The organism is Pedobacter sp. AC212, assembly GCF_979258625.1.
Genome location: NZ_OZ409870.1, coordinates 2,383,291 through 2,402,695 on the forward strand (window position 1 = coordinate 2,383,291; position 19,405 = coordinate 2,402,695).

The window sequence follows — 19,405 nt, forward strand, 5'->3', positions numbered from 1 at the left end:
TATTAAATATCTATATCAATTCTATAAGAACGTTTTGATAAACACTATCGTTTATTTCTAACACAAGTTTAAGGCTAAACGAGATTCGGTGTAAGTTCTATTTAGTGAGTGGTATTAATAATTGAGTAAACGGTAAAAAATCTATTTTAACGGTATAGATATAGATACGATTGTACCATTTGTGCCCTTTTGTTTAACACTGAGGTGTATAGGTTTTGCTGCAATCTGTCCTAACAAATGCAATCTTTCTTTGGTAAGCTGCATGCCTTTGCTAATGTGCGTTTCCTTTTTCTCCTTCAAAGAATTGTCAATACCAACACCATCATCAATTATTTCGATGTTTAAATACTCTGGAACATCAATTTTAATATTGATTTGTATTTCGCCACCCGTTTCTTTCGGCATAATGCCATGCCAAATTGCATTTTCTACGTAAGGCTGTAATAACATCGATGGGATTAAAGTTTCTTCCTTATCTATTTGATCATCAATTGAAAAGGAGTATTGTAACTTATCTCCGAATCTATTTTTCTCGAGCTTTAAATACAAATTCAAATATTCAAGTTCTTCTTCCAGAGAGATATAGCTTTTGGTACAAATTTCCAGGTTTTTTCTTATTAACCGAGCAAACCCAGTTAATACCCGATTAGCTGATGCTGTGTTCTGCGTATTAATATAATGCTGTATAGAATTCATCACATTGAATACAAAATGTGGATTCATCATTGCCTGTAAAGCCTGCTGCTCTAACATTAACACCTTGTTTTTTAGCAAAAGCTGCTCTTGTTCCTTATCCTTTTGTTTTCTGGTGATGTACACCGCAACTTTGTAAAAAATGTAGGCCACCAAAAGGATTAAGATGGATAAAAACCATAAGCTTTGCCAAAAATGTTTGGTAATGGTAAATGAAATTTTTGCGGATGGTCCCCAATTTCCGTTTTGGCTTTTGGCCGAAACTTCGAAATTATATTCTCCGGATTGAAGCGATGAAAAATCTAAACGGCGGGTTCTGGTTTCTACCCAGGCAGAATTTTCACTTAGCCGATAACGATAAGTAATGTCACTGGTGGTAAAATCTACTGCGCTAAAAGTGAATAGGATGGTATTATTTCCTGTTTCGAAGGTGAAGTTTTTTTGATTTACGGGCAATCTATCCTTGTCTTTGATGATAGAGGTTACATAAACCTTCGGTAAATTTCTGCTGATGTTTTTATTGTTGTACTTAAAAAGAATCAGCCCTTTATTGGTAGCGAAATAGGCCGTGCTGTCATCAATAAATAAACTGTTGATATCATCACTTAATAAATCTTTTCCATAATCGAAATTGGCAACGCTAAGTTTTTGCGGATAATTGGCAATTTTATTAACGCCCTTGTTGGTGAGCACCCATATCTCGTTATTTTTAACGAATATTTTAGTACAGATATTATTGGTTAAGCCATCTTTTTGAGTGATCTGTTTTACAATTTGGTCATTTTTGTAAAAAAGCAATCCATATCCGTCTGTAGCCAAAATCAATGTCCCATCAGCTAATTGTTGAATATCATTTATTCTTTTAGTGAGTAAGGTGTGTTTTTCAAAATGCTTAATGAGTTTTCCGTTTACAAACTGAGATAAACCATTAATATTTGAAAACCACAAATTACCTGTCCGATCGTAAAACACATGGTAAGAGCGATCTTTAAAGAAATCTTCCTTCTCTCGATATTTCAGGGAATTGAATTCAAAGTTGTTTATTCTGTCAGATAAAAAAACAACCCCAGAAGAAAGTGCCAGGGCTAAACGATTGCTCTTTTCATCAACGCTAAAATGTTTAATTACAAACATGGAATTATTAGCTTCCTTTAAATAGTTTACTTCATTTGTGGTGCTGTAGATATTTTTGAAAACACCCATTCCATAATCTGAAGAAAAATATATCGATTGATTTTTTGGGTCGAAGTTTAGTTGCTTTATGGTTTTGTATTTCTTAAAATCATCTAATCCAATTTCATTTACCTGATAGTTATCGATAGTCAAAACATCAATAACAGCATCATCCGTCCCTAGCCAAAGTCTGTTTTTACCATCTTTGGTAATGCTTTTAATGACATTACTGCTCAAACCCGATTCTGCATCAATAATCGATAAACGATTGCTTGCATTGGGTAACATATAAATTCCAACATTGGTGGCAAACCACATATTCTTGTTGCTATCTTTTATTACCTGGTTTACAGGAATATCCTGAAGATACTGAACTGTTTTTCCATTTTTATCTAACGCAAACGAACCATTCGCATTGGCAATCCAAACTTCTTTAGCTGCGCTATCATAGTAGAAATAACCAGACATGTTTTTTATCAGGTTTTGGGGAATGGAAATTAAGCTATTGATATTCCCTTTGCTCAATTCTCTTAGCCCACTTTTATCCAGATAAATTAACGACTTTGATTTAGTGTTGGTCGCTGTCATGTAAGAAAGCGGCTGAACATTAGATTTCAAGATCGAAAAAGTAGTGCCATTAAATTTCTGAACACTTAAATCGCTATACGAATAGATGTCGCCATTTTCGTCTTCGTGAATAAACGCGTTGATGAATTTATCTTTCGGATTTGGCGAAACATATTTTCTAATTCGTTTTCCATCCCAACAAACAATTAAATTTGAGTTTGTACCTAACCAAATTCTTCCTTGCTTATCCATCAAAAAAGAAACAATAACAGTGTTTAGGCTAAGTCGCTTTAATAATTGACTGTTATCCTGGTTATAAAATTTGCCGTCTTGCAGATAACTTAATTGCCCATTTAATGCAAAAAACCAAATTCTTCCAAATTGATCTTCTTTCATTTGAAGGATTTGCGTGTCGGGCAAACCATCTTCAATGGTAAAATTTTGAAAGTTTGTACCATCGAAACGGCTGATTCCATTATCGGTTGCTATCCAGATAAAGCCCTTTTGATCTTGCAAAATATAATAACAATTGTTGCTAGCTAAACCATTTTTAGAGGTATAATGTGGCAGATAGGTCATTTGTGCCACAGCATTTGATTCTTTGATCAACAAGAAAATCAGAAGTAAAAAGGTAATTGAAAAACCTTTCCTAAAGATAAGAAATAAAGCCTTTGAGACTAGATTAGATGCTATTTTAGTTGATTTAGTGATCACTTCCAGCTTTTGTAAATGATTTTATCTTATCAAAAAAATCGCTCGCCCTTCTTCTGGAGATATTAATACTTTCGCCATTTTTTAAAAAAACCTGCAAACCATTTTTCGAATTGTATTCTTTTAAGTGATTTAAATTGATAATGTTCGATTTATGGACCCTAACAAATTGTTCGGTTGGTAACAATTCTTCGAATTCTCTCAATACCTTCGAAACAGTAATTTTTTCTTGATTGCTTAAATGAACGATAGAATAATTGCTATCGGCCTCAATGTAAATAATATCATCTACATCTATCATTTTAAAGCCCTGCCCATAAGGGAGGGTAAGTTTTCTAATGTCCGATCTGGAAGTTAAGGTAGAAGCCAGATTATTAATTCGTTCATCATTTTCATTTCGATTTTTAAAAAGCTTAATGTGTTGCGATACCTTATCAACGGCAGTCTTAAGTTCGTCGATATCTATAGGCTTTAACAAATAATCAAGGGCATTCGCCTTAATAGCTTTTAAAGCATACTGATCGTATGCGGTAGTAAAAATAACAGCAGCATTTTGCTTTTGTGCAGCGGGTATTAAATCGAAACCGTTGCCACCTGGCATGGCGATATCGAGAAAAATGAGATCGATATTATGACTTGCCAAAATATCCTGTGCTTCGGCTACAGATCTGGCTATCCCGGTAATTTCTACCTCGGCACAATTTTGCTGAAGCAAAAAAAACAGTGAAGAACGTGCAAACTCCTCATCATCAACAATAATGGCTTTTAGTACTGTCATAATTATAGGTTTGTGAATGTATCAAAATCGATCAATAAAAAAAAATGTAAAAACAAAAAACCGAGGATAGAATTGTCACGTATGTATCATCAACGAATTTAAAAAACCCTAAACATAGTCACTATGAAAAACAATGAACTAGAAACAAAAAGTGAACTTCAAGAGGAAAGTTTATTAAAAAGCACTGTTGGTAGGAGAGGTTTCCTTCAATATGCTGGTGCAAGTGCAGCAGCCTTAGCTTTAGTAGCTGCTGGCTGTAGAAAAGACCGTAACTACACCGATCCTGTAGCAGGTGTAACCCTTGATTTTAAAGATGATTTTGGTGTATTAAATTATGCTTACGCTTTAGAGCAATTAGAGGCTGCGTTTTACATCCAGGTTGCTAACTCAAATCCATCAGGTTTTACTGCAGCACAGAAAGCATATTTTCAAGATGTACAATTCCATGAAATTGCACACAGAGAATTCTTTAAAAAAGCATTAAGTACAGCGGCAATTGGTAGTTTAGAAGTAAACTTCTCAGCAGTAGATTTTACAAGTGGTGCTAGCGTTTTAGCTACAGCAAAAACATTTGAAGATTTAGGCGTAGCAGCATATAACGGTGCTGGAGTAAGATTAAAAGATACTGGTTTCTTGGTAATCGCTGGTCAGATTGTTTCGGTTGAAGCTCGCCACGCGGCATACGTAAGAGATCAGATTTCTAACGGTACGTTTGCTGATTTAGGTACATTAACCGCATTCGGCGCTGTAGATGCAAACGGATTAGATGGAGCATTAACTCCAGATAAAGTATTGCCATTAGCTGCTCCATTCATTAAAACAAAAATTAACGTTATCAACCTATAATCTTAAACTCAGAAATCATGAATATCATAAATATATTAGACGAAATTGAAAAAGTTGATGGAGAGATCTATGAAAGATTAAATCCACGTAGAGCAGCAATGAAGAGTTTCTTCAACGTTGGAAAGAAAATTTCTTTGGCAGCTTTACCATTGGCTTTAGGTTCTATGTTTCAAAAAGCTTATGGTCAATCGAACCCAGCAAATGTTACAGAAGTATTAAACTTTGCTTTGGCTTTAGAGCATTTAGAATATAATTTTTATAACAGAGCTTTGTTAAGCACAGGGTTAATCCCAGCAGGTGCTGCAACAGGAGCAATCACTACTATTCGTGCTCATGAGTTAGCTCACGTAAACTTATTGAGAAGTGCTATTACAGGGGCTGGAGGTACGCCTATCGCCTTAACAGAAGCTAACTTTGATTTTACAGCTGGAAATACTTTCGGTGATGTTTTCACAAATTATGGAACATTCTTAAAAGTTGCCACAGCTTTCGAAGATACAGGTGTAAGAGCTTACAAAGGTCAGGCGCCGGTTTTGAAAGGTATGCCAGTGTTAACAACTGCATTACAAATTCACTCAGTAGAGGCTCGTCACGCTTCTCACTTACGCCAGATGACAGCAGCGTTTTTAAATGTTCCGTTGAAACCATGGGTAGGTTTAGGTGCTAACGGTGTCTCAAACGATACTGGTGTTCCTCAAGTAGATCCGGTTTATGCTCGTGAAAATAACACAGTTCAAGCTAACATCGAAATTACAGGTATTAATGGAACTGCTGTTACTAGAGCTGCAGCAGCAGAATCTTTCGATGAGTTTTTAACAGGTGCTGAAGTTAAAACAATTGCAAACTTGTTCCTTAGAACAGGTTCGAAATTAACCTAAGCCAAAATAGAATTTACATTATTGATTAGGTAATGTTTAGTTTAAGGTAGGGAGGCAGAACTGAGTTCTGTTTCCCTTTATTTTTGATCAGGATTCTTGAGGATTTAAGGATGATAAGATCAAAGTCTTCCTCAAATTTTAAATTGGAAAATCAGGGTTCTGTTTTTCCAATTTAAGTTAGTCCTGCTTTGCATTACAATCTTTTTGGCTGTCCTTCGCTGCGCTCAGAGTACAACAAAAAAGGATTTCCATTCCAATCAGGTTTAAAAAACTCTCGTCAGTACGCTTCCACTTAACCTGTTCAGCATGGAGCAAAATAAAAGCCTCCATTTTTATGAAAGCTTTGTTTGTCATTTAAGTAAATTTGGTATTTGATTGCATAGTTCACTATTCAATCTATAAAATCAATTTGCTTTAGTTTCCTAAAGTCTAGCTTCGCAATTACTGATCTAAAAACCATTCAATAATCTTCACATTCACTAATTTATCCTAATAAGTGATTACCTGTTCTTCCAAATGTTCTGGTAAATCGCGGTAATTATATTTTTGTCCTCGTAATTGCGGTTCAAAGCCTGCAGCCTTTATTGATTGTTGAATACCATTTGCCGTAAAACGATGCGGTGCACCAGCAGCAGAAACTACATTTTCTTCAATCATAATTGAACCAAAGTCGTTTGCGCCGGCATGTAAACAAAGTTGTGCAGTTGCTTTACCCACTGTTAACCAGCTTGCCTGAATATTTTTAACGTTTGGCAACATGATTCTGCTTAAAGCAATCATCCGGATATATTCATCGGCAGTTACATTATTGCTTATGCCACGTAAACGTTTCAATAAAGTTCCATCATCCTGGAATGGCCATGGAATGAATGCCAGAAAACCATTGGCATCAGCAGGTTTTTCACTCTGTACCTGGCGAATCCAAACCAAATGTTCAAAGCGCTCTTCAATGGTTTCGACATGTCCGAACATCATCGTTGCCGATGTGGTTATATCCAACTGATGGCAAGCCCTCATCACATCAAGCCATTCCTGGCCACCGCATTTTCCTTTAGAAATTAACCTGCGTACACGGTCGTTTAAAATTTCCGCACCAGCACCCGGCAATGAATCCATGCCAGCATCTTTTAAGGTTTGCAAAACCTCGGTATGCGAAATCCCTTCTAATTTTGCAACATGTGCAATCTCAGGCGGGCCCAATGCATGAAGTTTTAAATCAGGGTATAATTCTTTTAACTTTCTGAAAAGATCAGCGTAAAAGGCCAGGCCCAAATCGGGGTGATGCCCACCTTGCAAAAGCAGTTGATCGCCACCTAAACGGAAAGTTTCCTCAATCTTGACTTTATATGTTTCAATGTCAGTAATGTAGCTCTCCTCATGGCCAGGTCGGCGAAAGAAATTACAGAATTTACAATTAGCAATACACACATTAGTAGTATTTACATTTCGGTCTATTTGCCAGGTAACTTTACCACTCGGAACTTGAATTTTTCTTAGCTCATTTGCTACAAACATCAACGATGCAGTATCTGCATTGTGGTATAAAAAAACACCTTCCTCTTGGCTTAAAAAATCAAAATGCAAGGCCCTTTGCAGTAAATCGGCTGTATTCATAGCACAAAGATAGTCAAAAGTCCTAAGTCGAAAGTCGAAAGTCGTCAGTCTTTAGTCAAAGATTTTAAGGTCGAAATAAACTATCGTTAATCCCTTTAACATTATGTCTTCCATCTTACATTTTCCATCTTACATTTTACCCTAAAAGTATATCTTTACGATTCTAAAAAATTATATGGTAGATTTTAATCGTTTTACACTTGCTAATGGGTTAAAGGTTTTGGTTCATGAAGATCCAACAACTCCAATGGCAGTTCTAAATATTTTATATGATGTTGGCGCTCGTGATGAAAGTCCGGAAAAAACTGGTTTCGCACACTTATTTGAGCATTTGATGTTCGGCGGTTCTATCAATATTCCGAATTATGATGAGCCTTTGCAAAGAGTAGGAGGTGAAAATAATGCTTTCACCAGTAACGACATTACCAATTATTACATCACTTTGCCGGCTGAAAATATTGAAACAGCTTTTTGGCTGGAAAGCGACCGTATGTTAAGCCTGGCTTTTTCAGAAAAGAGCTTAGATACACAGCGTAACGTAGTGAGTGAGGAGTTTAAACAGCGTTATTTAAATCAGCCTTATGGCGATGTTTGGTTAAAACTTCGTCCACTGGCTTATAAAAAACATTCGTACCGTTGGGCAACGATTGGAAAGGATCTTTCGCACATCGAAAATGCTACGATGGAAGACGTTAAGGCATTTTTTAAGAAACATTATACGCCACAGAACGCCATTTTAGTAGTAGGTGGAAATGTGAAAACCGAAGATGTTAAAAAACTGGCTGAAAAATGGTTTGAGCCCATCCCGGCAGGAGAAAAATACGAGCGTGATCTAGTTCAGGAAGATCCTCAAATCGAAGAAAGAACTGAAACTGTTAAAGCCAATGTGCCTTTGAATGCTATCTACATGGGTTTTAAAATGCCTGGTCGTTTAGATCCAGATTATTATGCTTTCGATTTGTTATCAGATATTATGTCTAGAGGGCAATCTTCACGATTGTACAATAGCTTATTAAAAGAGCAAAAGTTATTCAGCGATATCAATGCTTATATATCAAGCAGTCTTGATCCTGGCTTATTTGTTGTGGAAGGGAAATTGGTGGAAGGCATCACAACTGAACAGGCAGAACAGGCAATTTGGAAAGAGCTCGATCAGTTGAAGGCAGAACTGGTAACTGATAACGAACTTACTAAAGTGAAAAATAAGGTCGAATCTGTTCTTGTATTTTCAGAGATGAGTTTATTGGATAAAGCGATGAATCTTGCTTACTATGAACTGCTTGGCGATGCAGCTTTATTGAATAAAGAAGCTGGCGAATTCTTAAAAGTTACTGCTGAAGATATCCAACGTATTTCAAATAATACCTTCAAAAAAGAATCATCATCTACCTTGTACTATTTAACTGAAAATAATGCTTAACAGACAACAGGCGCCTGATTTTAAGCAGGTATCAACCATAAATATTATCCAGCCACAGCAGAAAAAGCTGCAGAATGATGTTCCCGTTTACATCGTATATTCGGGCGAGCAAGATTTAGTACGTATTGAATTCATATTTAACAATGTGAATTGGAATGTGGAAAAACCATTGCAGGCTATTGCTGTAAGTGCAATGTTGAATAACGGAACCAGCAAACTTTCATCAAAAGAAATAGCCGAACAAATTGATTTTTATGGCGCATTTTTCCAAACCGAATATGCTCAGGATCAATCTACGGTAACACTTTATACCTTAAACAAGCACTTGGCTTCGGTTCTTCCAATCGTTAAAGATGTATTGAGTGATAGTCAATTTCCACAAAAGGAACTTGACATTTATATTCAAAACCAAAAGCAAAAAATGCAGGTAAACTTGCAGAAGAACGATATTTTATCTCGGAAGGAATTTGCTCATGCCTTATTTGGAGACACTGCTTATGGTGTCGATATCCAGGCAAAACATTACGACGAGCTGAAAAGGGATGATCTGGTTGAATACTTTAAAGCGGCATATACGCCAAATAATTGTACGATAGTGGTATCAGGAAAGTTTGATGAAGCGAGTTTCGACTTGCTGAACCAACAATTTGGAAATAACTGGGATAAAAGTGATTCAATTACGAATAAATTAACATTTGCAAACTCAATTAATCAATCGGTTTACCGGGAAAGACCTGAAGCTATACAGTCGGCCATTCGGATTGGTAAAATAGCAGTTAACCGTACGCATGAAGATTTCCCTGGGTTGCAGATTTTAAACACAGTTTTGGGTGGGTATTTTGGTTCTCGTTTAATGAACAACATTAGGGAAGATAAGGGTTATACCTATGGCATCGGATCAGGAATATCATCTTTACAGGATGCCGGGTACTTTTTCATCGCGACAGAAGTTGGCGCTGAGGTTTGTGCAGATGCATTGGTGGAAATTTATAAAGAGATAGATTTGCTAAAAAATGAGTTAATTGGCGAAGAGGAACTCGATTTAGTGAAAAACTATATGCTGGGCTCCATGCTGGGTAGTTTAGAGAATATTTTTTCTCATGCTGATAAGTTTAAGAATATCTACTTTTTCGGTTTAGATTACGATTATTATGATCGCTACATCGCGAAAGTAAAAAGTATAACTGCCGAAGAAATAAAAGATTTAGCCAACAAATATTTGAACACCAGCGAGTTTACAGAGGTAGTAATCGGGAAGAAATAGTTATTAAAAAAGGAAGTCAGGCTTGTTACCTGACTTTCTTTTTTTATCGATATTGACAAAGGTAGGCGGTTTGAACAAGTGTTTTAACAGAAAATGACGAGTTGGCCGGAACAGTGAAATGCGAACCTTTCTCAAAAGTTTTCCATTCCATTTCGTGGGGTAAATGTACAGTTAATGTTCCCTCAATAACATACATTACTTCTAACTGTGCGGTTCCAAATGTATATTCACCAGCGTTGATTACTCCAACGGTTAATTTTCCTTCTCCGGTTTCATAACCTAAAGATTTTACATTTCCTTCAAAATAGGTGTTTTCTGTTATCATATCTGGGGCTTTAGAATAATATGCAATTATAACAAAGCAATTGAACAAACTGTAAATCTCCAAAAAAATTTCATTTGTCACCCCAGCTCAATATTTACCAATTTCTATATTTGCCCTTTGATTTTCCTGGCTTTTTTGTATCTTTGCCTGGCAAATAATAAATCGTAATTTATTTGCTATGCAACTCGACTCCACAAAATTTATTGCTACAGGTTTGACTTATGACGACGTACTTTTGGTACCCGCATATTCAGAAATTCTGCCTCGTGATGTTAATACAGCCACTTTCTTAACCAAAAAAATTAAGCTTAACGTTCCATTGATTTCTGCAGCCATGGATACGGTCACAGAAGCTGAGCTTGCCATTGCCATTGCGCAAAATGGGGGGATTGGTATGTTGCACAAAAACATGACGATCGACAGACAAGCGGAAGAGGTGAGAAAAGTTAAAAGATCGGAAAGCGGAATGATTCAGGATCCGGTTACCTTATTGGAAACTGCGGTAGTTGCTGATGCTTTCAAGATCATGAAAGAACATAAAATTGGTGGCATTCCGGTAGTAAGTAGCGATAATAAACTAGTAGGCATTATTACCAATCGCGATTTACGCTTTCAAAAAGACATGGCAAGACCAATTGCCGAGGTAATGACCAAAGAAAATCTAATTACTGCTCCGGAAGGAACAAATTTAGTTCAAGCGGAAGAAATTCTTCAAAATTACAAGATTGAAAAATTACCTGTTGTTTCGAAAGATGGCTACTTAAGTGGATTAATTACTTTTAAAGATATTTCTAAAGTTAAGAACTATCCTGCTGCTTGTAAAGATGATCGCGGCCGCTTACGTGTTGGTGCTGCAGTTGGCGTAACAGCCGATACCTTACAACGTGTTGATGCATTGGTTCACGCAGGCGTTGATGTGATCACAATTGATACGGCTCACGGCCACTCTAAAGGTGTAGTGGATAAATTAAAAGAAGTTAAAGCAAAATATCCAGATTTACAGGTGATCGTTGGTAACATTGCAACGGGTGCTGCCGCTAAATTCTTAGCTGATGCTGGTGCTGATGCTGTTAAAGTTGGTATTGGTCCGGGTTCTATTTGTACCACCAGAATTATTGCCGGTGTTGGTGTTCCGCAATTATACGCGGTTTATGAATGTGCTAAAGCATTAAAAGGTACAGGTGTTCCGGTTATCGCTGATGGAGGTATTAAACACACAGGTGATATTGCCAAAGCCATTGCGTCTGGCGCAAGTACGGTAATGGCGGGTTCTTTATTCGCGGGAGTAGAAGAATCGCCAGGTGAAACCATTATTTATGAAGGACGTAAGTTTAAATCTTACCGTGGAATGGGTTCTATCGAAGCAATGGAACAAGGTTCGAAAGATCGTTATTTCCAGGATGTAGAAGATGATATTAAAAAACTCGTTCCTGAAGGAATTGTTGGTCGAGTACCATTTAAAGGAACTTTAGCCGAAGTGATGTATCAATACATCGGCGGTTTACGTGCCAGTATGGGTTACTGTGGTGCAGCAAGTATCGAAGCTTTACAAGAAGCACAATTTGTTCAAATTACGGCAGCAGGTATGCGTGAAAGTCACCCGCATGATATCACGATTACTAAGGAAGCACCGAATTATACGAGGTAATTTTTAGTTCGGAGTCTTTAGTCCGGAGTCGGAAGTCAAGAATCCACAGACATAATACAAAGCAGGGCGTCGTTTATGATAGCCCTGCTTTTTTTTGGTGCTTATATGAAAATTATTAGTCATTGCGAGGGTTAATTTTTCATAAAAACATATTTGCGTCAACAGGATTAGTTTGTTGGTTGCTTAGTTTTTTCGCACATTCCGTCATTTCGAAATGCGCCCTTCGCGATTGAGAAATCTTTCTTCGGGATGAATTTGTTAAATGAAATTGGCACAGCCATGAAAAACGGCTTCGCTTCGCGGTTAAGAAATCTTTCTTATTAAAATGCCTTTTACAATAGCTGTGCACATTTTACAAGAACGGTCGTTATTGCGAAGCCGAGCTTGTGCGAGGTGAAGCATCTTTATTAGCTAAATAGATTGCTTGTCCCGATTTTTCGGGAAAGCAATCTTAAAGCACTAAATATTAAGATTAAGTGCAGATTTTTGATAACATCGGCTTATTTGAATTTAATTTTCTAACCGAAATAATCGAAATTAATATTCCAAAACCAAGGAAGAAAAAGCTTTGATCTAATGGGCATTCAACCATTGTGAAAGTTCCAATTATTCCTGGCGTGGTACTGTTTCCCGGACAATTACCATTACCAACTAAATTTCCATTACAAACTTCGCAGGGAAGTCCCGATGTTGGAGCCCATGAACAATAATTATTTGATAATGAAACACCTGAATTTTTGTCGTAGATAGTTTTAGGAACATTCGTATATACAATATTGCGAGATTCAATTAAGCAACCAGCAGCTGATCCTTGAGCAAAGCAATAATTATTTGCAAATGCTAATATAATTATCAAAAAAAATAATAAACTAAATTTTCCCACAATTTAAATGATTTGTGGGATGCGAAAAACAATAGGATTTGACTTTCTAAATATACAAGATTTTAAACGCTTTGTGAAAAATCCTCCTGCTTAAATAAATAAACAAAATAAAATTTGGCAAATACTTTTTTTTAATATATTTGTCGACTAAATCTATAGGATTTATATATTTTAATATGAAGCAAGCAAAAAACGTCAAATGTAGTTGTTGTTATAGCCACCAAACCATCACATTCAACTATTTCCGAAAGGATAACTAAAAGATAAAATCTAACCCAAAACACATTAATACAATCATGAAACGAAGTTTACTATTCATTTTTTCTTTAATACTTTCAGCCTCTGCTGTACTCGCTCAAAATACAGTAAAAGGAATTGTAAAAGGGGGCAACGGTACTACAATACCTGGAGCTACTATCACCGTACGTGGTACTAAAATTGCCACGGTTACAGATACAAATGGTGCTTTTACGATCGATGCCAAACAACAACCTCCATTTTACATCCGGGTAAGCTATGTGGGTTACAAGCCTCAGGATTTTCAGGTTTTGCAGCTGCAGGAAACGCCAATTGAGCTGATTTTGGTTGAAGATACCCAGCTTGACGAAATCGTAGTAACCTCCAGACGGCGCTCGGAAGTTTTACAGGATGTGCCGATTCCAATTACCGTTATTGGCGGTCAGGCAGCAGAAAATGCTGGTGCTTTCAACGTCAACCGCTTAAAAGAGTTGGTTCCATCAGTTCAATTGTATGCCTCAAATGCCCGTAATACCACATTAAATATTCGTGGTTTAGGTTCAACTTTTGGCTTAACTAACGATGGTATCGACCCCGGTGTAGGCTTTTATGTTGATGGTGTTTACCATGCCCGACCAGCTGCAACCTCAACCGATTTTCTTGACATTGAACAAATTGAAGTAATCCGCGGTCCGCAGGGAACGCTCTTTGGAAAGAACACCACTGCTGGCGCTTTTAATATTACCACAACAAAACCCACACAAACCCCAACAGCTAAAGTAGAAATGAGTGTGGGTAATTATAATTTTATCCAGGCCAAAACATCAGTTTCCGGTGGTGTGGCAAAAAATCTTGCTGCAAAAATCTCCATTTCTGGAACGCAACGCGATGGTACCATTTGGAATTCCAGGGAAGAACGCCGTTACAGCGGACAAAATAACCTCGGTTTTAAAGGGCAGCTTTACTTTACGCCATCAGATCGGTTGAAAATTCTTTTAAGTGGAGATGTGAGCGTTCAGCATCCGGCAGGCTATCCATTGGTAATTGTTGGTGTTACGCCAACCGAAAGAAGTGCTTACCGTCAGTACGCCCGAATAGTTTCTGATTTGGGCTACCAACAACCTAAAATAGATCCATTTTCAAGAGAAATCAATACCAATACGCCATGGAGACATAATCAATCAATAGGTGGAATCTCCTTAAACGTAGATTATAAAATTGGCGGCGGAACCTTAACTTCCACCACAGCATGGAGATTCTGGAACTGGGATCCAACAAACGATAGAGATTTTTCTGAATTATCAGCCTTGACAAAATCACAAGGAAATTCGCGTCACGATCAGTATTCACAAGAAATTAGATATGCCGGTAACATCAGCGAAAAACTAAGTGGAGTGGTTGGCGTATTTTTATTGGGTCAAAACTTACAGGGGTTGGGCCAAACAGAAGAAGTTGGCAAAGACCAATGGAGATTTGTACAAACTGCCAGTACAGGCGCACAGGCACTCTATTCTACACCTGGATTGTTAGATGGTTTTGGAATCAGAACAAACTCCACCATCAAATCGTTAAGTGCAGCGGTTTTCGGTCAGGTGGATTGGGAAGTGCTTAAAAATCTGCATGTTTTACCAGGCCTTAGGTTTACTTATGATAAAAAAGATGTTGATTATGACAGAAACACTTACGGTGGTTTGCAAACAACTGATGCCGCTTTGTTATCGCTGAAATCAGCAGTTTACAGCAATCAGCAATTTAATACCAGTACCAATAACAACAATTTGTCTGGAAATATTACAGTTTCCTATCGTCCTACACCAAAATTAAATGTTTACGGAACTTTTTCTACCGCTTATAAACCAGTTGGGGTAAATGTGGGTGGCTTGCCAACAGCTTCCAACGGTCAGGCCGATTTGAGTTTGGCAGTTGTTAAACCTGAATATGTAGAACACTACGAACTGGGTCTGAAAACAAAGCCATTTAAAGGTGCAATTTTAAATGTAACCGCTTTCAACACCGATATAAAAGATTATCAAACCAATGTCCAATCACCGCAGTTAGGCGTAAACAGAGGATATTTAGCGAATGCTGAAAAGGTAAATGTTAAGGGTTTGGAGATTGATGGAACCTATCAGTTAGAGCGATTTTTAACTTTAAACGCTGCATTGGCGTACCTGGATGGTAAATATGTAAGTTTCACTAATGCGCCACTACCTTTAGAAGAAACCGGCCACACCGAAACTATAAATGGTGTTGCTACACAGGTTGCATTTAAAGATGCATCTGGTGGCAGGTTGCCAGGAATCTCCAAATGGAATGTTTCTGGTGGTGCAGAATTGAGTACGCCAGGTAATTTGGCTACCAAACCTGGTCGCTATTTTATTGCTGGAGATGCAAGCTACCGCTCCACTTATTCTTCAAATCCAACACCTTCAAGTGTGTTAAATGTTCAGGGATATTCATTGCTTAATGCCAGGTTAGGGTTTAGATCAGAAAAGTTTTCTGTTTTTGTGTGGAGCAGAAACATTGCCAATATAAACTATTTCGAGCAATTGCAGGCTGCGGCAGGTAACTCTGGTTTATACGCTGGGGTGCTCGGCGACCCAAGAACTTATGGCGCAACCTTTCGTTATAGCTTTTAACGTTCTCTGTTATATTTGGTTGAAGGCGTCGGCATTGTCCGGCGCTTTTTTTTGTTTTGGAGAGCAGGCTTTGGTACTATTCGGTTACGGCAATCCTGCTGTACGTTCAATCTTTTTGTGATTGCTGTCATACTGAGGTACGAAGTATCCCTGCTTGCAGCAGGCAAGTGTTTCATCGGTTGCAGATGCTTCGTGCCTCAGCATGACAGAAAATTCAGGGTTGCTGCTAACAAAAAGTATTTCACTTCCATCAGGTCTATTTTACGTTGGTCAGTGTTCCTTTTGCCAGCCAAAGTGCCTAAACCTTATAAAGCGGAAAGCCCACAGCCCCGATTTTTTTTCGGGGCGAGGACTTGAAGTGATAGAAGGGCAAACTTTAAAATAAACTTCTGCAACTGCTTTCCAAATCTTTTAAAAAATGAATGTTAACCATCTTGTGCAGAATTAAAATTTACAGAAAGCCGATAAAATCTTAACTTCGAAAAATTTTAATCCAAATGAATAAGCTTAAAGCAGTTTGCGTGTATTGTGGCTCAAACTTTAATGGCGATCCGGAATTGCGGAATGCGATAAAACAACTGGCGGATGTTTTGGTGAAACAAGACATTAAGATGGTTTACGGTGGTGGGAGCGTAGGCGTAATGGGTGTAATAGCAGATGATGTGTTACAATCAGGTGGTTCGGTTACTGGAGTTATTCCTCAATTTTTGATGGATAAAGAAGTTGGACATAAAGGCGTAACGGAAATGATTATCACCGAAAATATGCATCAGCGTAAACAAAAAATGGCTGATTTAAGTGATGGATTTATCATTTTACCAGGTGGATTTGGTACGCTTGAAGAATTTTTTGAAGTTTTAACCTGGTTACAGCTAGGCTTGCACAATAAACCCATTGGCGTTTTAAATGTAGGTGGTTTTTACGATCCATTATTTGCGCAAATGGAAATGATGGTGAAAAGCAGATTTTTAAAACCAGCAAACCGTGATTTGGTTTTTAACGAAGCAGATGCAGAAACTTTGGTTAATAAAATGGACGAGTTTTCTGCTATTCCGGATGAAGTTTGGTTTAAAGACAGAAACTTAACTTAAGAAGATTATAACATACATTAAACAATTTTGAACCGCTCTCGCTAAAACGCAGGGCTAAAATATTTTCCAATGCAGATCATTACTTCACACGCAGAGTTTGAACAACATTTAGGTAAAGAGCTTGGTGTATCATCTTGGCATACCATTACTCAGGACCAAATTAACAAGTTTGCCGATGCTACTTTAGATTATCAATGGATTCATACTGATGAGGAGAAAGCAAAAAACGAAGGTCCGTTTGGAGGTACCATTGCACATGGATATTTAACACTTTCATTAATCCCATTTCTATGGAAAGAGATTGTTGATATTCAAAATTTAAAAATGGAAATTAACTATGGCATCGAAAGTTTGAAATTTGCACAACCTGTATTGGTGAACAGTAAAATCCGGTTAAAAGCTAAATTAGCTTCAATTGTAAATTTGCGAGGAGTTACAAAAGTGCATATGGGAATAGAGATGGAAATAGAAGGGCAAAAAAAACCTGCTTTTACTGGCGAAGTTGTTTTCTTATATCATTTTATCGGTTAAAGAATATTAGTTATACAAAGGATAAGTTAGAAAGCTTATCCTTTTTTGTTTTTTATCTGCGTTCTGAGTACTAATATTTTATAGCTGTTTTATTGCTGTTAGTTCAAATTACCTTTCGACCAAAATTTTATGGCTTTGTTAGAAATAAATAAAAGCTATAAGTTATTTAATTGGCCTGTATAATTTTAAATCTAAATCCATAAATTGGTTTTTGCTGTTTTGAATATAGATATAGGATTTTTTCCTATTTGTATTAATTATTTCAATAGAGGCAATAATGTTTGGATTGTGGGAATACTCATCCTTATTGTAATTGTAGTCTAAATGTTCTGAGCTAGCATAAACTAAAAAATCGAAATCATTTTTTATTGATGGTTTTATTTTCCACTTCATGGTAGTTAAGTCCATTAATCCTTTCTGTTTCCCAATTTCTAAAATTGCATAACCAAATTCTTGAGCGTAGTATTCCCATGTTGAAGAGTTATTAAAAGTTTCATTCAATCTTTGTCCGCTTAAAAGCGACCTGAAAATATATTCATTTTCATTTGTGCTAACCCAAAACCATACATCCTTTTCATTGTTGTAACTCTGCTTTTTTGTTGGATATCCTTTTAATTTTTCAAAATTTTTAATTGCTACCCCGTGTTGATTTATCACGGAGTAATATTGGCCTGTATCCTCATTAAAATAGGTAATTGCATAATTTTCACCATTAGCTTTAAAAATATCTATAATTCGTGGTTCACTTTTTTGTTCATTGTAAAATTTCGGATTAAAGTAGGTTAAACTTCCTTTATCATCTACTTCGAAACCCGAAATTTCTGGTTTAATAAATTTTTTAAATGCTGGCTTTACTTGGTTTGGTGCCATCGCCATTGTTGGGATATAAACACTTTTTTCTAAATTTAAAATGCGGTACTCAATTCCACTACCATAAATTTTTCCATTACAGCCATCTTCACCTTTTTGCTCAAAACTATAGCTGAAATTAATATGTGGATGGAAAAAATATGCTTCATTCATTATGGGCGCAGTTAAAATTTTCTTAGTCGTTCTATGAAAATAACCCCAACGGCCTTCTTTTTTATCCATATACGGAATTAAATCTTTAGAATTGTATTTTTTTATTTTATCAACTAAAAGTGTTTGAACCTTTTCTTCGCAAGAAAAAGTTTGTGCGTTTGCATATAAGCAAAAAAGTAAAAAAGCTGAAGTAAAAAGATTTTTCATCAAATGTATATAAGTAAATTATCTAGGATGAAAATTTAGGCTTAGCCAAATAGGGAAGGCGAACTTTACTGAAAATATAGACGAAAATAGCAAAATTTATTTCATTTTAGAATAGCATTCGTAATGCTAATTCATTAATCAGATTTGATTTTCGTCTAGTTATCAGCAATTAAATGATAATAAAAAGTATTTTTTTTTTGAAATTTATAAGGTCTGTAGCTATATCCATTCTGGTATTTGTAATTATTGTATTTCGGGTAAATTTTAAAATTGCCTTACTTTTTACATCTGACTTTAGTTTCAATCTTTCTTAAATTTCTTTTTGATCAATCCACCTAGAGATTCACCTTCTAAATCTTCCAAGGTACTCAGTTCGAGTTCTAGTGCTTTTGTACTGATCTGAATTTCGATTAAAGAAATAATCAGCGATATCATGAAGAATATCAAGCTTAAAGCAAAAAGAATTTCTGCAACAATATTCCATTCGAGATAAATAAAGAACATGCAAAAAAGGCAAAGACAAAAACTTAAAACGCCAAAAGCCTGCATGTTTTTAATAAGCTTTAACCGGTAGCGCAAATTTTTGATTTGGTTTTGCAAACCGATATTTTTCTCACTTTCTTCGTATTTTGCTTTTAAACTTCTCACCAGGGCAGCCAGTGCTAAAAAGCGATTGGTATAGGCCAACATGATTAAGCTAATGGCAGGAAATAATAATGCCGGGATATTTACGGTGAGTTCCATTTATTGAGATTTATCCAAAAATATTATTTTAATTGGATATCTGTTTGTTTAACCGCAAAGGACACAAGGTTTTTCGCGAAGAACACAAGCCCAATTGCCAAAGGCCATTGTTTCCCTTTCTTAAAGGAGAGGG

16 protein-coding genes are annotated in these 19,405 nt (G+C 36.6%); 8 read left to right on the forward strand and 8 right to left on the reverse strand.

The features are described 5' to 3' along the window. Positions 1-141: 141 nt before the first annotated feature. Both ACZZZC_RS10310 and ACZZZC_RS10315 read right to left on the reverse strand, forming a co-directional pair. Positions 142-3,042, reverse strand: a complete 2,901-nt coding sequence (locus ACZZZC_RS10310) for a sensor histidine kinase (protein ID WP_463487116.1) — start codon at positions 3,040-3,042, stop codon at positions 142-144. 94 nt (positions 3,043-3,136) lie between these two features. Beyond that, positions 3,137-3,922, reverse strand: a complete 786-nt coding sequence (locus ACZZZC_RS10315; protein ID WP_463485867.1) for a LytR/AlgR family response regulator transcription factor — start codon at positions 3,920-3,922, stop codon at positions 3,137-3,139. Between the two features lie 123 nt (positions 3,923-4,045). On the opposite strand from ACZZZC_RS10315, the gene ACZZZC_RS10320 reads away from it, so the two are divergent. Together ACZZZC_RS10320 and ACZZZC_RS10325 are read left to right on the forward strand one after the other, a co-directional pair. Beyond that, positions 4,046-4,768, forward strand: coding sequence for a ferritin-like domain-containing protein (locus ACZZZC_RS10320; protein WP_265800293.1), 723 nt, complete (start codon positions 4,046-4,048; stop codon positions 4,766-4,768). A gap of 17 nt (positions 4,769-4,785) precedes the next feature. Continuing rightward, positions 4,786-5,646 carry a ferritin-like domain-containing protein gene (locus tag ACZZZC_RS10325; RefSeq protein ID WP_463485868.1) on the forward strand — a complete coding sequence of 287 codons (861 nt, stop codon included), beginning with the start codon at positions 4,786-4,788 and terminating at the stop codon, positions 5,644-5,646. A 177-nt stretch (positions 5,647-5,823) separates the two neighbouring features. On the opposite strand, the gene ACZZZC_RS10330 is transcribed toward ACZZZC_RS10325, so the two are convergent. Both ACZZZC_RS10330 and mqnC read right to left on the reverse strand, forming a co-directional pair. Beyond that, positions 5,824-6,000, reverse strand: coding sequence for a hypothetical protein (locus ACZZZC_RS10330; protein WP_463485869.1), 177 nt, complete (start codon positions 5,998-6,000; stop codon positions 5,824-5,826). Positions 6,001-6,135: 135 nt separating this feature from the next. After that, entirely contained in the window at positions 6,136-7,260 is a 1,125-nt protein-coding gene (gene mqnC / locus ACZZZC_RS10335; RefSeq protein WP_056850285.1) for a cyclic dehypoxanthinyl futalosine synthase, read from the reverse strand. A gap of 175 nt (positions 7,261-7,435) precedes the next feature. Between mqnC and ACZZZC_RS10340 the strand changes: the two genes are divergently transcribed. Beyond that, the gene (locus ACZZZC_RS10340; RefSeq protein ID WP_463485871.1) at positions 7,436-8,680 is read left to right on the forward strand and encodes a M16 family metallopeptidase; all 1,245 of its coding nucleotides are present in this window, start codon (positions 7,436-7,438) and stop codon (positions 8,678-8,680) included. After that, complete coding sequence (locus ACZZZC_RS10345) at positions 8,673-9,944, forward strand: M16 family metallopeptidase (RefSeq protein ID WP_463485872.1); 1,272 nt, start codon at positions 8,673-8,675, stop codon at positions 9,942-9,944. Before ACZZZC_RS10340 ends, ACZZZC_RS10345 begins: the two co-directional genes overlap by 8 nt. Positions 9,945-9,987: 43 nt before the next feature. On the opposite strand, the gene ppnP is transcribed toward ACZZZC_RS10345, so the two are convergent. Then, positions 9,988-10,269 (reverse strand): pyrimidine/purine nucleoside phosphorylase, encoded by a 282-nt coding sequence (ppnP, locus tag ACZZZC_RS10350; RefSeq protein ID WP_463485873.1) that lies wholly within the window; start codon positions 10,267-10,269, stop codon positions 9,988-9,990. Positions 10,270-10,447: 178 nt separating this feature from the next. Between ppnP and guaB the strand changes: the two genes are divergently transcribed. Further along, a complete protein-coding gene (gene guaB / locus ACZZZC_RS10355; protein WP_056850281.1) occupies positions 10,448-11,917 on the forward strand; it encodes an IMP dehydrogenase in 1,470 nt (489 codons plus the stop codon). Between the two features lie 472 nt (positions 11,918-12,389). Here the strand turns inward: guaB and ACZZZC_RS10360 are convergent, their stop codons facing one another. Next, positions 12,390-12,800, reverse strand: coding sequence for a hypothetical protein (locus ACZZZC_RS10360; RefSeq protein ID WP_463485875.1), 411 nt, complete (start codon positions 12,798-12,800; stop codon positions 12,390-12,392). Between the two features lie 296 nt (positions 12,801-13,096). On the opposite strand from ACZZZC_RS10360, the gene ACZZZC_RS10365 reads away from it, so the two are divergent. The 3 genes from ACZZZC_RS10365 (at position 13,097) to ACZZZC_RS10375 (ending at position 17,298) form a co-directional block, all read left to right on the forward strand. Further along, entirely contained in the window at positions 13,097-15,676 is a 2,580-nt protein-coding gene (locus ACZZZC_RS10365) for a TonB-dependent receptor (protein WP_463485876.1), read from the forward strand. 497 nt (positions 15,677-16,173) lie between these two features. Beyond that, positions 16,174-16,767, forward strand: a complete 594-nt coding sequence (locus tag ACZZZC_RS10370) for an LOG family protein (RefSeq protein WP_463485877.1) — start codon at positions 16,174-16,176, stop codon at positions 16,765-16,767. Positions 16,768-16,836: 69 nt separating this feature from the next. Continuing rightward, positions 16,837-17,298: a MaoC family dehydratase gene (locus tag ACZZZC_RS10375; RefSeq protein WP_463485878.1), complete on the forward strand. Its 462-nt coding sequence runs from the start codon at positions 16,837-16,839 to the stop codon at positions 17,296-17,298. A gap of 162 nt (positions 17,299-17,460) precedes the next feature. Here the strand turns inward: ACZZZC_RS10375 and ACZZZC_RS10380 are convergent, their stop codons facing one another. Together ACZZZC_RS10380 and ACZZZC_RS10385 are read right to left on the reverse strand one after the other, a co-directional pair. Then, positions 17,461-18,528, reverse strand: a complete 1,068-nt coding sequence (locus ACZZZC_RS10380; protein ID WP_463485879.1) for a hypothetical protein — start codon at positions 18,526-18,528, stop codon at positions 17,461-17,463. Positions 18,529-18,828: 300 nt separating this feature from the next. Further along, positions 18,829-19,272, reverse strand: a complete 444-nt coding sequence (locus ACZZZC_RS10385; protein WP_463485880.1) for a DUF2721 domain-containing protein — start codon at positions 19,270-19,272, stop codon at positions 18,829-18,831. Between the last annotated feature and the right edge of the window lie 133 nt (positions 19,273-19,405).

Coding starts and splice junctions, on each gene's coding strand:
- ACZZZC_RS10315 (WP_463485867.1), bottom strand. CDS start 3,922: ATGACAGTACTAAAAGCCATTATTGTTGATGATGAGGAGTTTGCACGT.
- ACZZZC_RS10320 (WP_265800293.1), top strand. CDS start 4,046: ATGAAAAACAATGAACTAGAAACAAAAAGTGAACTTCAAGAGGAAAGT.
- ACZZZC_RS10325 (WP_463485868.1), top strand. CDS start 4,786: ATGAATATCATAAATATATTAGACGAAATTGAAAAAGTTGATGGAGAG.
- ACZZZC_RS10330 (WP_463485869.1), bottom strand. CDS start 6,000: ATGACAAACAAAGCTTTCATAAAAATGGAGGCTTTTATTTTGCTCCAT.
- mqnC (WP_056850285.1), bottom strand. CDS start 7,260: ATGAATACAGCCGATTTACTGCAAAGGGCCTTGCATTTTGATTTTTTA.
- ACZZZC_RS10340 (WP_463485871.1), top strand. CDS start 7,436: ATGGTAGATTTTAATCGTTTTACACTTGCTAATGGGTTAAAGGTTTTG.
- ACZZZC_RS10345 (WP_463485872.1), top strand. CDS start 8,673: ATGCTTAACAGACAACAGGCGCCTGATTTTAAGCAGGTATCAACCATA.
- ppnP (WP_463485873.1), bottom strand. CDS start 10,269: ATGATAACAGAAAACACCTATTTTGAAGGAAATGTAAAATCTTTAGGT.
- guaB (WP_056850281.1), top strand. CDS start 10,448: ATGCAACTCGACTCCACAAAATTTATTGCTACAGGTTTGACTTATGAC.
- ACZZZC_RS10365 (WP_463485876.1), top strand. CDS start 13,097: ATGAAACGAAGTTTACTATTCATTTTTTCTTTAATACTTTCAGCCTCT.
- ACZZZC_RS10370 (WP_463485877.1), top strand. CDS start 16,174: ATGAATAAGCTTAAAGCAGTTTGCGTGTATTGTGGCTCAAACTTTAAT.
- ACZZZC_RS10375 (WP_463485878.1), top strand. CDS start 16,837: ATGCAGATCATTACTTCACACGCAGAGTTTGAACAACATTTAGGTAAA.
- ACZZZC_RS10380 (WP_463485879.1), bottom strand. CDS start 18,528: ATGAAAAATCTTTTTACTTCAGCTTTTTTACTTTTTTGCTTATATGCA.
- ACZZZC_RS10385 (WP_463485880.1), bottom strand. CDS start 19,272: ATGGAACTCACCGTAAATATCCCGGCATTATTATTTCCTGCCATTAGC.